This window comes from Roseivirga ehrenbergii (assembly GCF_001593005.1).
Lineage (GTDB): Bacteria > Bacteroidota > Bacteroidia > Cytophagales > Cyclobacteriaceae > Roseivirga > Roseivirga ehrenbergii.
In genome coordinates this window covers 76,739-92,918 of record NZ_LQZQ01000002.1, presented here as the reverse complement: position 1 = coordinate 92,918, position 16,180 = coordinate 76,739, and the positions used below count along the sequence as shown (strand labels likewise).

At 38.0% G+C, this 16,180-nt stretch carries 15 protein-coding genes; 6 read left to right on the top strand and 9 right to left on the bottom strand.

Annotated elements, in window-relative coordinates:
• Window positions 1-44: 44 nt before the first annotated feature.
• Both MB14_RS02385 and radA read left to right on the top strand, forming a co-directional pair.
• On the top strand, window positions 45-2,975 hold the full coding sequence (locus tag MB14_RS02385; protein ID WP_062588323.1) for a DEAD/DEAH box helicase: 2,931 nt from the start codon (window positions 45-47) through the stop codon (window positions 2,973-2,975).
• Window positions 2,976-3,265: 290 nt separating this feature from the next.
• Window positions 3,266-4,639: a DNA repair protein RadA gene (radA, locus tag MB14_RS02380; protein ID WP_062588321.1), complete on the top strand. Its 1,374-nt coding sequence runs from the start codon at window positions 3,266-3,268 to the stop codon at window positions 4,637-4,639.
• A 3-nt stretch (window positions 4,640-4,642) separates the two neighbouring features.
• Here the strand turns inward: radA and MB14_RS02375 are convergent, their stop codons facing one another.
• Both MB14_RS02375 and MB14_RS02370 read right to left on the bottom strand, forming a co-directional pair.
• Window positions 4,643-5,227, bottom strand: coding sequence for a hypothetical protein (locus MB14_RS02375; RefSeq protein WP_062588319.1), 585 nt, complete (start codon window positions 5,225-5,227; stop codon window positions 4,643-4,645).
• The gene (locus MB14_RS02370) at window positions 5,224-6,123 is read right to left on the bottom strand and encodes a 1-aminocyclopropane-1-carboxylate deaminase/D-cysteine desulfhydrase (RefSeq protein ID WP_062588317.1); all 900 of its coding nucleotides are present in this window, start codon (window positions 6,121-6,123) and stop codon (window positions 5,224-5,226) included. The genes MB14_RS02375 and MB14_RS02370 overlap by 4 nt, the downstream gene beginning before the upstream one ends.
• 358 nt (window positions 6,124-6,481) lie before the next feature.
• On the opposite strand from MB14_RS02370, the gene MB14_RS02365 reads away from it, so the two are divergent.
• The 4 genes from MB14_RS02365 to MB14_RS02350 all read left to right on the top strand — a co-directional run bounded on the left by MB14_RS02365 (window position 6,482) and on the right by MB14_RS02350 (window position 11,329).
• Complete coding sequence (locus tag MB14_RS02365; RefSeq protein ID WP_062588315.1) at window positions 6,482-7,801, top strand: NAD(P)/FAD-dependent oxidoreductase; 1,320 nt, start codon at window positions 6,482-6,484, stop codon at window positions 7,799-7,801.
• 68 nt (window positions 7,802-7,869) lie between these two features.
• The gene (locus MB14_RS02360) at window positions 7,870-8,916 is read left to right on the top strand and encodes a sensor histidine kinase (protein ID WP_062588313.1); all 1,047 of its coding nucleotides are present in this window, start codon (window positions 7,870-7,872) and stop codon (window positions 8,914-8,916) included.
• 17 nt (window positions 8,917-8,933) lie between these two features.
• The gene (locus tag MB14_RS02355; protein WP_062588310.1) at window positions 8,934-9,656 is read left to right on the top strand and encodes a LytR/AlgR family response regulator transcription factor; all 723 of its coding nucleotides are present in this window, start codon (window positions 8,934-8,936) and stop codon (window positions 9,654-9,656) included.
• Window positions 9,657-9,712: 56 nt separating this feature from the next.
• A complete protein-coding gene (locus tag MB14_RS02350) occupies window positions 9,713-11,329 on the top strand; it encodes a mechanosensitive ion channel family protein (RefSeq protein WP_062588308.1) in 1,617 nt (538 codons plus the stop codon).
• 80 nt (window positions 11,330-11,409) lie between these two features.
• Here the strand turns inward: MB14_RS02350 and MB14_RS18685 are convergent, their stop codons facing one another.
• From MB14_RS18685 to MB14_RS02320, 7 genes are all read right to left on the bottom strand, one after another.
• Window positions 11,410-11,568: a DUF1328 domain-containing protein gene (locus MB14_RS18685; protein WP_082338133.1), complete on the bottom strand. Its 159-nt coding sequence runs from the start codon at window positions 11,566-11,568 to the stop codon at window positions 11,410-11,412.
• Between the two features lie 248 nt (window positions 11,569-11,816).
• Window positions 11,817-12,305 carry a hypothetical protein gene (locus MB14_RS02345; RefSeq protein ID WP_062588306.1) on the bottom strand — a complete coding sequence of 163 codons (489 nt, stop codon included), beginning with the start codon at window positions 12,303-12,305 and terminating at the stop codon, window positions 11,817-11,819.
• Between the two features lie 23 nt (window positions 12,306-12,328).
• Complete coding sequence (locus MB14_RS02340; RefSeq protein ID WP_062588304.1) at window positions 12,329-12,718, bottom strand: zinc ribbon-containing protein; 390 nt, start codon at window positions 12,716-12,718, stop codon at window positions 12,329-12,331.
• 33 nt (window positions 12,719-12,751) lie between these two features.
• Window positions 12,752-13,669 (bottom strand): mechanosensitive ion channel family protein, encoded by a 918-nt coding sequence (locus MB14_RS02335; RefSeq protein WP_062588302.1) that lies wholly within the window; start codon window positions 13,667-13,669, stop codon window positions 12,752-12,754.
• 4 nt (window positions 13,670-13,673) lie between these two features.
• Window positions 13,674-13,865 carry a CsbD family protein gene (locus tag MB14_RS02330; RefSeq protein ID WP_062588300.1) on the bottom strand — a complete coding sequence of 64 codons (192 nt, stop codon included), beginning with the start codon at window positions 13,863-13,865 and terminating at the stop codon, window positions 13,674-13,676.
• Between the two features lie 201 nt (window positions 13,866-14,066).
• Window positions 14,067-14,591, bottom strand: coding sequence for a Dps family protein (locus MB14_RS02325; protein ID WP_062588298.1), 525 nt, complete (start codon window positions 14,589-14,591; stop codon window positions 14,067-14,069).
• 132 nt (window positions 14,592-14,723) lie between these two features.
• Complete coding sequence (locus MB14_RS02320; protein ID WP_062588296.1) at window positions 14,724-16,163, bottom strand: PAS domain-containing sensor histidine kinase; 1,440 nt, start codon at window positions 16,161-16,163, stop codon at window positions 14,724-14,726.
• Window positions 16,164-16,180 lie beyond the last annotated feature (17 nt).

The following is a 16,180-nucleotide window of genomic DNA, read 5'->3' as shown; positions in this document are numbered from 1 at the left end:
CCTTCTCAAATTAATAATTAATTTGCGGGTCGCATTTTTTTGAAATGAAGGTATCTACAGGCAAACCATTCCAGTTAATCTATTCGCTCTTTCAGCACGAATACTTAGGCTATCTATTCGAGTCCTTTGTGGTTCAGTTGGACGACAAGGAGCGCTTGACCCTGCAGCACCAAAATATATCTGCCAAAAACGCAAAAGAATTTGGGAAGGGAATGGACGAAAGGGACTATGAGCTAATCAAGCTTATGGATCAGATGCAACAAGAGGCCATTACGCTTAAGTTTTATAAGAAAAAAATCAAACCTGCTGAATTCTTCTTTAAAGTATACGATAAAGAAAAGGGTGATGTAGAATTACAAAAAACCATTGACCATTACCTAGAAGTAAGGCGTTCTAGAATTCTGGACCTTATGGAAGGTAAAATGATTTTTGAAATGGGGCGTGACGGTGAGCCAGCATGGAGGCAAATTCACTGGATGGAACAAAAGGCCAGCGTACTTTTTCATTTTAGGCGAAATGAAGATAACACCCATTATTTCCCTACCATCAAACACAATGGAGAAAAGTTAGAATGGCAATACAATGGCTCATTCCTAATTTGTAACCAACCAGCTTGGTTGGTGGTAAACGATCAACTATTTCGTTTTGAAAAGGGAGTTGATGGCCCAAAGTTAAAGCCCTTTCTGAACAAGAAATTTGTAGTAATCCCCAGAAAGGTAGAGGCCACCTATTACGAAAAGTTTGTAAGCAATTTGGTGGCCTCGTTCGATGTATATGCCAAGGGTTTTGAAATCAATACAGAAAGGCATGAACTGATTCCAGAAATTACCTTCTCTGAATTATCAACTGCTCAAACTGCCACGCCAGACTTGTTTGGCTCAGCTGGCAGTAATGGAAAATCTGACCCTGAACCAGCCAAATTGCTATTCAAAATTGGTTTTAAATATGGACCGTATACGTTTCCTTACGATGTAAATGCCACCTCTTCTGTAAAATTAGAGCGTAAAGGAGAAGAATACATTTTCCATAAAATAAAGCGAAATGTAGAGGCCGAATTAGACATTATTAAAAAACTGGGAGAGAAGGGGCTGGTGTTAAAAAATGGACGCCAAACTTTAACCCGTGGCGCTGGCTTTGCTTGGCTTTCAGAGAAAAAAGAGTTCATTCAGAATGAGGGAATAATTGTTCGCCAAAGCGAAAAGGATAGCAAACGCTATTTCGTTGGTGAAGCCCATATCGATATTAAAGTGAATGAAAATATCGACTGGTTCGATATTCATGCCATTATAAAATTTGGCGACTACGAAATTCCATTTGAACAATTACGAAAGCTTATATCGGGTAAAAAGAGAGAAATCATTCTTCCAAACGGAGAAATCGCTGTAATTCCTGATGCTTGGTTTGTTAATTACGCTGAGCTTTTCGCTTTTATGGATCATGAAGGTTCGCCAAAACTTAAAAAGCATCACCTATCGCTTATTCAAGATTTACAGAATGGACAACTGGCGCAGGTCAGTATGGATAGAAAATTAAGGCAGCTTGAAAATTTTGAAGAAATTGAGGATTACGATATTCCTTCTTCATTTAAAGGGCAGCTAAGACCATATCAAAAAGCAGGGTATAATTGGATGCGTTTTCTTTCTAGTTACAACTTTGGTGGCTGTTTGGCAGACGACATGGGTTTGGGTAAAACGGTACAAACCTTGGCCATGCTTCAATCTGAAAAAGACAAGGGAAAGAAGAATGCCTCGCTGTTAATAATGCCTACTTCCCTAATTTATAATTGGGAAATTGAAGCTTCAAAATTTACTCCAGATTTGAAGGTACTGGTGTATACGGGTTCTGGAAGAAACAAAGATGTAGCGAGCTTTGAAGACTATGATTTAGTTCTAACCTCTTACGGAATTACCAGAATAGACATTGACATCCTCAAGGGTTATTATTTTAACTACGTGATTCTTGATGAGTCGCAAGCCATTAAAAACCCGTCTGCGAATATTGCCAAGGCCGTACGCAAGCTCAAATCTAAATTCCGACTTATTCTTACCGGTACACCGCTCGAAAACAGCACTTTAGACTTATGGTCTCAAATGAGTTTTGTAAACCCAGGGCTATTAGGTACCGAAAGTTATTTTAGAGATGAATTTCAATTGCCGATTGAAAAGAAACAAGATCAGGAAAAGGCCAAAAGACTGAATGTAATTATTAAACCATTCATTTTAAGGAGGCAAAAATCACAGGTGGCTAAGGACTTACCCGAAAAGGTGGAGAATGTGAAGTATAGCACAATGACCGCCCAACAAGAAGAAAAATATGAGGAGGTAAAATCGTATTACAGAAATAAAATTCTGGACAACATAGAAAAAACGGGAGTTAAAAAATCACAACTTCTGCTATTACAAGGTCTTACGCAGCTCAGGCAAATTGCCAACCATCCAAAAATGACCGACCCAGAATATACGGGCGATTCTGGAAAACTGGAGGACGTGACTTATATGATAGAATCGGCTTTAAGCGAAGGCCATAAAATTCTTGTGTTTAGTCAGTTTGTTAAACATTTGTCTATTGTTCGAGAATATTTCGATAAGAACGACATGAAGTATGCTTACCTAGATGGAAGTACCAAGAATAGGCAAGAGCAAGTGGATCTTTTTCAGAAAGACGAAAGCATCAGGCTTTTCTTGATTTCGTTAAAAGCGGGTGGTTTGGGTTTAAATTTAACGCGTGCCGATTACGTGTTCTTACTCGACCCTTGGTGGAATCCGGCCATTGAAGCTCAAGCCGTAGATAGGGCCCACAGAATAGGACAGAAGAACACCGTCTTCACTTATAAATTTATTACTCGAAATACGGTGGAGGAAAAAATCCTAGCGCTTCAACAAAACAAAATTAAACTGGCTTCGGATTTAATTACTACAGAAGAAAGCTTTATCAAAAAACTAGAGGCGAGCGACATAGAGAGCCTACTAAGTTAATCTGATTTAAAAGTCAAAAATTGAAACCATAGTGCGGAGATAAGGCTATTCGATTGGACTAAGCTATATTAAATATTACTATAAGTTGAATTTTAGTTTTTTTAACTAAAAAGTTAATTCAAAACGAATCCTTTTTGCTTTAAACCCAGTATGTTCATGAATTGACATTCATTTTAGAATACTCTCTTCATAGTTAGTAAAAAAAAGATGTTGATAATTCGATTGAAAAGCGGGCGCATAAGGTGCCCGCTATTTTTTTATACTCCCTTTCCATTTAACTTGCCCAAGGTATGGCGAAGATCAAATCTGTTTACGTTTGTCAAAACTGTGGAGTCCAATCTGCCAAGTGGGTTGGCAAATGCAATTCGTGTAACGAATGGAATACTTATGTTGAAGAACAAGTAGGCGGTTCTGAAAAAGAACTCACTAACTGGAGAGAAAACGATTCAAGAACTACAGTTTCAAAACCAATTCGGCTAAACGAAATAGAAAGCAATACCGAAAAGCGAATAGTTACTTATGATAATGAGTTGAACCGCGTATTAGGCGGTGGAATTGTACATGGTTCATTGGTGCTTATTGGTGGAGAACCTGGTATAGGAAAATCTACACTGATGCTTCAACTGGCACTTTCATCTAAGCGGCTAAAAGTGTTGTATGTTTCGGGCGAAGAAAGCCAGCAACAAATTAAAATGCGAGCACAGCGCATTGGCCAATCGTCAGAAAACTGCTTTATCCTTTCTGAAACCTCAACCCAACACATTTTCACTCAAATTAGAGAAATTCAACCCGATATTCTCGTTATCGATTCCATTCAAACACTTCATACTCCAAGAATAGAATCTGCAGCGGGGTCTGTGTCTCAAGTGCGCGAATGCACAGCTGAATTGCTCAAGTTTGCCAAAGAAAGCAACACACCTGTTTTTCTAGTAGGCCATATTACAAAAGAAGGAAGTTTGGCAGGTCCCAAAGTATTAGAGCATATGGTGGATACTGTGCTTCAGTTTGAAGGGGACAGACACTTGGCGTATCGAATTTTGCGAACCGTGAAAAACCGTTTTGGCTCAACTTCTGAATTGGGTATTTACGAAATGCAGTCTACAGGGCTTCGTGAAGTTTCAAATCCATCTGAAATTCTAATCAGTCAACGCGAAGCTGACTCGCCTGGTGTAGCCATTGGCGCGTCTATAGAAGGCAACCGACCACTCTTAATAGAGATTCAGTCGCTGGTGAGCACTTCGTCTTATGGAACGCCTCAGAGAAGCTCTACGGGCTTTGATGCCAAGCGACTTAACATGTTGTTAGCGGTGTTGGAAAAGCGTGGAGGTTTTAGACTCAGCAGTCAAGACGTGTTTTTAAACGTAGCAGGCGGAATTAAAATTGAAGAACCCGCCATCGACCTTGCGGTTTGTGCTTCATTGGTAAGTGGCTTAAACGATGCTCCAATTTCTGATAAAACAGCTTTTGCTGCCGAAGTAGGTTTAGGCGGAGAAGTGAGAGCAGTAAACAGAATTGACAACCGAATTTCTGAAGCCGAAAAACTGGGCTTTACCCAAATATTCATTTCTAAATACAATATGAAGGGCTTGGATCAAAAGAAATACAAGATCAAAATCAGGCCTTTTAGTAGGTTGACCGATGTTTTTGAAGAGTTGTTGGGTTAAGCTTTAGAAAGTCCAAATGACTTCTGATTTTTCAATTTGCCAGGCCTCACTATTCTTAATCATCCAAACACGCATTAATCGTCCAGATTTACCACTCTCTGTATGAAAAAAATAAAAGAAGGTACGGTCATCATTAACAATTGGCTTTGATACCTCAATATAGCCAGCTTTTGTAGGGAACCAATTCTCATGAAAATTATACCAGAAATCTTTTCGATCAACTGTTGCTCCAAGGCTGTCTAGCTTTTTCTTGTCAATAGTTTGGACACTAGGAATGTGGTCAAACACAACTGACTGATTAAGAATAGCTTGATTTTCTTTTATGAAGAGGCTCGACAGCTTACCGACTGAGTCGTCAGATGAATAGACGGATGAGAAATCGCTGATTGTACCTACAAGGAGGTAGTCACTCAAAAGGCGTGGCTTTTCTGTTTCAATGTCAGCGTATAACAGAGGCTCAATCCCTAATTTTAAAATAGTTTGTTCTTCTTTAGTCAACTGAAATTCTCCTGTGGATTGTTCGGTTTTAGTGCCGCAAGCTTGAAACCACAGTATAATTCCTAGTAAAAATAATTCCCCCTTTTTCATTCCAGTTTTCTAAAATCAAAGCCAGCATTTCCTTGAAGACCACCTGTATGTACAGCCATAATTGTGGTTCCTCTTTCAAAAAAGTCTTTCTTTATCATGTCGAAAAGGCCATAGAACATCTTACCTGTATAAATGGGCTCCAAAGGAATACCATGAACTTCTTCAAACTCTTGTATAAAACTAACCAGATCAGGTTTTACCTTGGCATAGCCACCAAAATGATAATCGGTTTGAATTGACCAATTATTGAGGTTTTTGGCATCAATTTCATTCAGAAGTCTGTTTACTTCAGCTTTCAAGAAATCTCCTTTAAGTGCAGAAAATCCTATCACTTTTTTCGCTCCATTTAAGCCTGCAATCAAACCCGAAAGGGTGCCTCCAGTGCCTACTGGACAAGTAATCACATCAAAATCCTGATCAATCTCGCTGATGATCTCTGTGCAACCTTTTATGGCTAGTTGATTTGTTCCTCCTTCGGGCAAAATATAGCATTTACCAAATTGGCTTTCGAGCTGCTCTATTACTTCAGGCTCGCTTTTCCTTCGGTAAGTTTCTCTGTCCATATACTGCAAATGCATTCCTTGCGATTGCGCAAAAGCCAAGGTTGGGTTTAGCGTTTCGTGCGCTTCGCCACGAATAATACCTATGGTTTTAAAACCGAACGAAGCGCCCGCACCAGCTACCGCATAAATATGATTAGAAAAAGCACCGCCAAATGTCAAGAGCGTATTATGTCCCTCCAGTTTCGCTTGTTCTAGGTTATATTTCAGTTTTCTAAACTTGTTACCCGAAACTACTGGATGATTAAGGTCATCGCGCTTCACAAAAAACTTGACTCCTTTTTTATCAAAAAGTGGGTCTTTAATTTCTTGAATAGGGGTTTTAGGCGATTGCATGATCGAAGATAGATGAGTTTCAAAAACTAATCGAATGATAAGACAAATTTGATGAAGGAGTAGGTACAAAAAAAAGATGCTGTCACTTTCGTAACAGCACCATCTTCAACCAAAAACATTAAAATCTAAATCTACTCTGTCTCTACTTTTAACCTAAGCATTTACCTAACACTCAAGGTTACCAACACGATTTTAACGTTGCCTTTTCTAGCCAATGGCTAGTAATTTCTTTCTTCGGTTTTATAACGGTAAGTCGTTGAGTTGTATTTCAAATTTCTCCGACTTTCTTTAAAACCGATGTTCATTTATTTAAACCATAACAGTCTATAATCGTTCATTTATTAACTATTATTAACATATGGATCCCTTCAAAAACCTCCACCTCGACATTCCTCAAACCCAAAAGAAAAGAGTTGTAATTATTGGCGGTGGTTTTGCCGGCATTCAAATAGCAAAAGGGCTAAAAGGGCATGGTTTTCAGGTAGTTCTGTTAGATCGAAATAACTATCATACTTTTCAGCCGCTGTTATACCAAGTAGCTACCGCAGGCCTAGAACCAGACTCTATCGCTGGGGCACTACGCCAGCTGTTCAACAATTATCCGGACTTCTACTTTAGAATGGCCAAGGTGACGCAAATTCAGCCTGAAGAACAAAAAATTCATACCCTCATAGGCGATTTGTACTATGACTATTTAGTGATTGCCAACGGCTCTAAAACGAATTACTTTGGTAATCAGGAAATGTTCAATCTTACTTTCCCGCTCAAGCAGATTCCGCAAGCCCTTAATTTAAGAAGTCAAATGCTTCAGAATTTTGAGCAGACCGTACTCACGAGAGATCCACTTGAAAAGGATAAACTGACCAATTTTGTGGTGGTGGGTGGAGGCCCCACTGGGGTCGAAGTTTCTGGAGCGCTTGGAGAGTTAAAAAAGCATGTATTGCCTAAGGATTATCCGGATATAGATTTCAATATTATGAACCTACATTTGGTAGATGCGGGGCCAAGGCTTTTGGCTGGAATGTCGGAAAAGGCAAGTGAAAAAGCACTGAAGTACTTGGATGCCTTTGATGTAAAAGTGAAGCTAAACACCTTTGTGAAAAATTATGACGGTGAGGAGGTGACACTTTCTGATGGCACAGTAATTCCTGCCAAAACTGTGGTTTGGGCTGCGGGCGTAAAAGGGAATATTATTGATGGCATACCAGAAAGTTCACTAGAACGTGGGCGTATTTTGGTAGATGATTTTAGCGCTGTAAAAGGCATAAAAAACATGTTTGCGCTGGGCGATATTGCCTTTATGAAAACCGACCGCTATCCTAATGGTCAGCCAATGCTGGCCCCAGTAGCCATTCAGCAAGGTAAGCTTTTGGCCCGCAACCTCATACGGCAATCAAAAAATGAGGCAATGAAGCCTTTTGATTATGTAGATAAAGGCTCTATGGCTACGGTAGGCCGAAACAAAGCGGTAGTAGATATGCCAAAATTCACCTTTGGTGGTTTTCCAGCTTGGTTGGTTTGGATGTTCGTTCACTTACTTTCGATTATTGGTTTCAGAAACCGCCTTGTGGTTTTCAGTAATTGGGTGTGGAACTACTTTACCTACGACCGAGGAACACGCTTAATTATTCGCACTTTCGTTCGCAACAAAAATTATAAACAGGGAGAATCACTTTAATCCGGATTTATTTCTGCCTTTTATAAAATCCAGGCGGATGGAATGACTAAATATTCTTACTTTTTGGCGTGCGGAAGAAGAGGCTATATTGGACATTACAAATCGTTGGTTGGGCACTACCTGCTATAATCAATTTGATTTTTATTTCGGCCCTTGGCGAAAGCCCAGAACAAATGCGTAGACAGCAGTTTGAAGCCATTACGCAGAGTCTTATTCCTTTTCTCGTTTCTCACTTTATTATTAGGAACGTAATAATCAAATACAACTGGCTTAAGGTAGACCTTGGTAGAATAGTTTCTCGAGTATTAGCGCTTATACTAGCTGTAGCTGTGCTTTCTGGCCTGCTTAATCAACTTTCATATTTAGTATTTAGAAGTGCAGAATATAATAATGGAGACCTTTTGCTTCAGCTTACGTTCGATTTTCTTGTAACGGCTTTCCTTTATGTTATTTGGACTACCATTTATTTCCTTTATCATTACTTAGAGAGTAATAACCGCTCATTAAAGTATGAGGCGGCCATTAATGAAATGCAGTTGAATCAGCTTAAATCGCAACTTAACCCACATTTTATTTTCAACGCACTGAACAGTGTAAGGGCTTTGGTTGATGAGGAACCTGCTAAAGCAAAAATTGCGATTACTCAGTTGTCCAATATTCTGAGAACCTCGCTTATTATGGACAAGAAACGGGTGATCAATTTTAATGATGAGCTGAATACCGTAAGGGCATATTTAGCACTTGAATCTATTCGCTTTGAAGAGCGACTTAAAATCAAATACAATATTGATCCACGTTCTAACCATTTTCAGATTCCACCAATGATGCTACAAACTTTGGTTGAAAATGCAATAAAGCATGGCGTTTCGAATTTAGTAGACGGAGGGATTATTGAAATTAAGAGTATTACAGAAGACTCTGTATTAAAACTGCGAATAAAAAACAGTGGTCAATATGTTCATGGTGTTAAAAAACCCGGGAAAAAGGGCGGTTACGGCCTAAGTAACACTAAAGAAAGACTAAAACTGATCTATGGATCGGAAGCGACATTCAATATTTACAATGAAAATGATAAGTTTGTAATAACAGAAGTTAGAATTCCACAGGGAATTTAACAGTTAGCCCATAAATTATGAAAGCACTTATAATAGATGACGAAAGATTAGCCCGAAAGGAGTTAACCAATTTGCTTCAGGAATACCCTGAAATCGACATTGTAGGAGAAGCAGTAAATGCTGAAGACGCACAGGAAAAGATTAACTCGCTGAAGCCAGATTTACTGTTTTTGGACATTCAGATGCCAGAAAAAACAGGCTTTGAGCTGCTTGAATCATTAGACAATGTTCCTGAGGTTATTTTTACAACTGCCTATGACGAGTACGCGCTTAAAGCATTCGACTTTAATGCACTCGATTATTTATTGAAGCCAATTGAGCCAGACCGTTTAAAAGATGCTTTGAATAAGTTGTTGAAGCGAGTTCAGCCAGAAGAAGTTGGTGGTGAAGCCGAAGACAAGAAATTAGGCCCGAACGACCGTGTTTTCGTAAAGGATGGCGACAAATGTTGGTTCGTAAAGCTAGAAAACATTCGTTTGTTCGAATCTGACGGAAACTATATCAAAATCTATTTCGATAACTTTAAGCCAATGATTCATAAATCATTGAACGCTTTAGACGAAAGATTAGATGATAGATCATTCTTCCGTGCCAGCAGAAAGCACATTATCAACCTTACTTGGGTTGAAAGTATTGAATCTTGGTTCAATGGTGGTTTAATGGTTGTTTTACGCGGTGGCGATAAAGTTGAGGTGAGTAGAAGACAAGCTGCTCGCTTTAAAGAGATGATGAGTCTCTAAAAAATTGTTTCTTAAGCTGAAAACTATTATCATGATAATGCGTAGCATTGTGCCATATGAAAATAGTTTTCAGCTTTCTTCTTTTAGTTCTTTCGTTTCAGGGGCTTAGAGCTCAGGCCGAAACGGATACTATTACCCAAGTTAAACCTGCGGGGTTCCCAGTAATAGCAAAAGACACCCTCTTCTACCTTCAACAAGGTATTGGCCCATTTTCTGCGGAAGAAAGAGTAAGACAGATTAATCGGAAAATTGAAGATTTTCTTGCCAGCGAAACTCAGGTTGTAGACTCTCTAAAAATTTTAAAAAACAATACAACTCAAGACATTACGGTTGAAGGAACCATTATAATGTCTGTTACGGAAAAAGATGCGGTACAATTAGGCCTCAACCTTAACCGAACCACCAACTATTATTTCGACCTTTTAAAAGAAGGACTTACAAAAGAGAGCTTCTTTAATTGGCAAGGCTTAATTATTAACATATTAATTGCGCTGTTAATTCTAGGTCTTTTTCTCTACGGCCTAAAATATTATAACAGGTTTTTTAGGGCAGTGTATCTTAAAATACATGCCCAAGAGGGTAAAATGATTAAGAGTATTTCTATTAAGAATTACCAGCTTCTTAAATCCGAAGTACTCACTCGAATTATTGTATATGCAGCCAAGGGCTTAAGAGTCTTAATTTTGGTAATTGTAGTTTATTTACTGCTTCCTATACTCTTTAGCCTTTTTCCATGGACCCAAGGTATTGCAGATACGCTGTTTCACCTGATACTTACTCCGCTTAAAAAGCTGGGGATTGGGCTGTTAGATTACCTTCCCAATTTACTTACCATTATAGTTACAGTGTTTGTAACCCGCTATTTCTTAAGAATGATAAAATTCTTTAAGGTAGAAATAGAAGAAGGTAGACTGTTGGTTCCTGGCTTTTATCCTGATTGGGCAAGACCTACTTATAACATTGTTAAAGGTATTATTCTAGCCTTAGTACTGATTGGTATTTTTCCTCTTTTACCAATGGGAGGTTCTGATAGTTTTAAAGGAGTTTCTGCCTTTTTTGGTCTATTGGTGGCGCTAGGTGGTGCTTCTGCCATTGCCAATGTTATTGCTGGAATTGTGGTTACTTACATGAGGTCATTTAAGATTGGAGATCGTGTAAAAATTGGAGATGTAGTAGGCGATGTGAAAGAGAAATCGCTCTTGAATACCAGAATTAAAACAATTAAAAACGAAATCATAACCATTCCTAATTCAAACTTGCTTACCAGCCATACTATAAACTATACTACGGCAAACGATGAAGATGGACTTATTCTTCATACCACGGTAACTATTGGTTACGATGTTCCATGGAGGCAAGTTCATGAGCTATTAATTGAAGCTGGTCTTAAAACGGAGTTTGTCAAGAAAAAGCCACACCCTTATGTATACCAAACCAGCTTAGATGATTTTTATGTGAGTTACCAGTTGAACGTGAGAACCCGTGAGGTGCAAAAAATGTCTAAAATATATTCTGATTTGCACCAAAATATTCAAGACGGATTTAATGCCGCGGGTGTAGAAATTATGTCGCCACATTATAGAGCTCAGCGCGATGGAAACCAAAGCACTATTCCTCAAGAAAATCTGCCAGCAGATTACGTGGCTCCTTGGTTTAGAATAAAGAAGGAATAAAGATTGATTCCTTCAACATGCAAAAGCCCTGAGTAATTGATTACTCGGGGCTTTTTATTCATTTGCTTCATTCATAGCCTTTATGCGAATCCTTGGTAGAGAAGAGACAATACAAAAAGAACAATGAATATGAAGAACAAAAACTTGGCAATGCTAGACGTTGCCGAAGCAATTCCTCTAAACCCGAATAAGGCAGCGATAATTGCTACCACAAAAAATACGATTGACCAGTATAACATGATTTTAGATTTTTAGTGAATACTTAATTTTTAATCTCATTGACTGTAAGACAATTAAGTATCCAAAACTAAAAAGAGCTCATTATAGGCCTGAATGGCTATTTTAGTTTTTAATAGGCTCTGTTTTGTGGAAAATTATCTACGTTATTATTCTTTTGATTGTGGCTATTTTCAACACGGGCTTGAAATGAAAAAAGGATTCACTTTTTCAAATGAACCCTTTTTCACCAAATCAACTCTACTTAATATTAATTGATAATATATTTAATCCCTATGGCAGGGTCTGGTGCGCCATAAAAATTTCCGTTAGTATCGACTTCCAAGAATGGTTTTAAACCGAGACTGAAAGCAAAAGGAATTTCATTAGGTATAAATTCTAAACCTATAATTCCATCGATACCAAAGCCAACTGTAGAATCATCGTATCTTCTGTCTCCTCTACCGAAATTGGTACCTGGATTTCCGTTATTAAAGAAAGCCACATGCCCCCCATAACCATAAAACCAGTTCAACTCAGGAGTTTCAAAAGCTGTTGTACGCTTTTCTAACAAACCAGTCAGACTAAATCCATTTCCCCAAAAACCCAAGATTCCTTCAAAATTTCCTGTATTGTAGGTTATGCCACTAGTTCCTCCAAAACGGAGTCCAACCGCGGTATTGTAATCTTGAGCTTTCGCTTGATTCGAGGCCAAAAAAGTGATGGCAATCACGAATGTACTTATTATAAATTTTCTCATCGTTTCGTTTAATTGTGATTTGATTACTTATTGTCGAAAAGGTCTTCGATATTCTTCTTAAAATTTTCTAAACCTTCTGATACATCATCATAAGTTCTGCTTACTGCAGACTTTGTATCTTCCCATGCTTCTTCTGTAGCATCCGCAACATCATCTGCAGCTTCTTCCAGCGCAGATTTATCGTCTACTAAATCTTCTCTGATTTCTTCTAACCTGTCTCTAGTTTCATCTCCTGCATTTTCTAATCTTCTATCAATGTCATTTATGGCTTCATCTACATTGGCTTCGGCTTTTTCAAGTCGTTCTTCCATTTCAGCTCTTTCATCAGCAAAAGATGACTCATTTTGACAACTCATTATTCCAAATACGGAAAAGATGATCATTAGGCTTATGGTTTTATAAATCGTTTTCATAATTGTGTTATTTAAAGTGTTATAGTTGAATTATTAATTTTTTGGTAAAAGTTTCATTTGTTTAGTTTCTATTTGTTCAGAGAGCTTTTCCCCTCCCTTTATCCCGAAATCTAGTGTCCTGATTGGGAATGGAATCATAATATCATTCGCGTCAAATGCTTTCTTAATGGCTTTAATTGCCTCACTTTTGGCTTCTAGGTACATCGGTTTTTTAGGGTCATATTCGATCCAAAACATTACTCTAAAATTGATAGAGGAACTACCAAACTCTTCATACACTAGTTTAACAGGTTGTCCATCAACTAAATGGCTGTTGCTGGCCACAGCCTTTTCTACCACCTGAGTTACTTTATCCAAATCATCACCATAAGACACGCCAACTTCTAGATCAATTCGTCTAGTATGGGTGCGGGTATAATTGGTAAATGGGTTTTGGAAAATATCTTTATTCGGAATTATAACATGTAGGCCTTGAAAGGTTCTGATAACGGTTGATCTTAGTTCAATTTTTTCTACAAAACCGTTATACCCATTGGTTTCTATTATGTCGCCAACAACTATTGGTTTTCTGAAGGCCATAATGACTCCTGAAATAAAATTTGCGGAGATGTCTTGAAATGCAAAACCCAAAGCTAAACCAATTATTCCGGCTCCTGCTAGGAGGGATGTAACTGCTTTTGTAAGCTGGAGTACATTTAGGGCTACAACCAAACCGATGGCAATCGTTACCAAGGCAATAATGGTAGAGAATAAACCAATAATAGCTGCCTGATCTGAGAATCTAGATACTAATTTTCTAGATCCTGCTTTCATTAGTCGAGAAAGAAAATAAAACGCAATGAGCACCAAAACCGCCACTACTATATTTGGTAGCATAGACGTAAGAGCCTCTAGCCAGCTTTTTAGCTTGGTAGATACAATATTGGCCGCATCGTTAATTCCAAAATCCATAAGGTTAGTCAGTTATTATCGTTTTAAGTTCTGTAGTTATTTCCCGCTTCGTTTTGTCTAGTTTTACTTGAAGCCTAACAATCAGTTCTTCTTCGTGCCCTTCTATATATTTCAGATCTTGATCATTTAGCTGCTTATATTTCTTTCTTAGCTTTCTTCTAATCTGATCCCAATTACCTTGAAGAAATCTTTTCATATTGGTTTTTTGTTGTTCTTAGTTGGTTTCTGTTCATTATCGTGAAATAATTATACCAAGCTGTTTACATTGATGAAAACACTGTTTAGCGAGGTTTTAGGTCGTTTTGGATAAAAGGGTAGTTATGAACCGTGGAATATTTTTCACAAAAAAGGGTGGTAAAAAACCCCACCCTTAATTAACACATATACCGACTTTATCTTATTTCTTAGAGAAGGCTGTTAGCATCCAATGGTTTTTCTCGGTGTATTTCACCATAGAGTTCACCATATCTACCGTTCCGCTATCTCCATTATTGAGGGCAACTTCAATTACGTTGAACATGTGCTCCAATAAAATTTCGTAGTCTTTAACAATTTCAGAAACCATCTCCATGGCACTTAGATCTGTACTTGACTCTTTAATATCAGATGTTTCAAGGTAATCGCGCATTGTGCTCATAGGTGTTTGTCCGAAAACCCTAATTCTTTCTGCTACATCATCAATGGATACCTTAGCCGCATTGTACTGTTGCTCAAATTGCTCATGAATATCGAAGAAATCGGGGCCCTTTACGTTCCAATGGAAGTTTCTCAATTTTTGATAATGCACGCTGTAATTGGCCAATAACTTATTCATAGCATCTACCAACTCCGCAGTTTCCATCTTTGTATAACCTAATCTAGCGAATGCCCTTTTCTGTAGTTTTGGCTTCGTTTTACTTTCTATTTGTGTATCAGTTGTCATATCCTTTTCTTTAAAAATTAAACTCTCGTTATGCTGTAGGCGAAATTCGTTCCAACAGCTTTATAACAATGAAAAGGGATTTAACCGCAGAAAAATGAGCAATTTGATCTACAATCTTGGGGAGATCAACCCTCAATCTACGCTAAAGGTAATTTGAAAGGATGTTCCTTCTCCAACGGTACTGCTGGCTGATATGTGTCCGGTATGGCTCTTTATTATATTCTGGACTGTAGTAAGTCCTAATCCCATTCCTCCGATTTTGGCTGTAAAAAAAGGCTCGAAAAGGCTGTCGATATTATCTTCTGAAATACCGATGCCATTATCGGCTATTTCTAAGAATATTATATCTTCTTTTAAATAGGTTTTTATAGATAGAATACCTTTTTCTGGCTCCATTGCTTCAAGGGCGTTCACAAACAAATTTACTAAAGCTGTTTTCATCTGATCAGAGTCCAAAGGAATTAAGGGTATAGAAGAGTCATAATCCTCTAATACCTTCATGCCTTGAAGTTTCAATCTATCTTTTATTAGTTCAAGCGAGTCTTTCACTACTTCATTTAAAGGAGTTTGGGTAAGCTTTAAAGATTTTGGTTTTGATGATTCTAATAATTCAGTAATCAGATTACCTATGCGTTTGGAGTTACGCGCAATAATATCAATATATAAATCCGCTTCGGTTACCTCTGGCGGAATCTCATCCTTTAATTGATCAAGTGCTAGAGATAGATTAGTGAGGGGGTTTCTTACTTCATGGGCAATGCTTCTGGCAATTTTTCCTGTCATCGACAGTTTTTCTGCCCAAATCAATTCGCGTTCTGACATCTTTTTTCGAGTGATATCTTTGATGATTCCTTGGTATAACCTGAGTCCGTCATCTGTCTGACTAAGTTCAACAATGTTAATTAAACAGATACCAGTTTTACCATCACTTAGCAAAAGTTCAGCTTCAAACTCTTCAACACGATCATTTTTATAGAATTCTTTATTAAAGCGGATAAAGTCCTCTTCATTCAAAAACAGACTCTTAAAAGTGAGTACTCTCATTGCCTCTCGCTCGTAGCCAAATGTTTTGAGCATGGCATCGTTGGTTTCCAACAAGAGCAATTCATTATTGGTGATAAAAATCGAGTCTATGGATTCATGAAAAAGCTGCTCGTAACGAACCTCTGAAGCTTTTGCTTTCCTTACGGTTCTTTCATGCTCACTTATGTCCAAAAAGCTTACTGTAAAGCCATCAGCCAAGGGGCTAGCGTGAATTTCGAACCAATTATCAAAATGCTCTCCTTCGTAATGCTTTTTTATACTTATACTTTCGCGCTTTTCAACAACCTTAACATACAAATCAAATAAACCAGCTTCTTTATTGCCAGGCATGGTATCGAGAAGTGAATTTCCGACCATTTGCTTAGAAGGGATGCCTACAATTTTTTCTGCCTTAGGATTAATAAACAGACATTCAAAATCAATGATTTTATCTTTTTCATCGCGAATCGATTTAAAGGAAATTATACCATATGGGGCATTTTCAAAGATGGATATTATTAGGTCTTCAAACTCGGTTTTCAAACTCATGTTCTCAGTTTATTGTA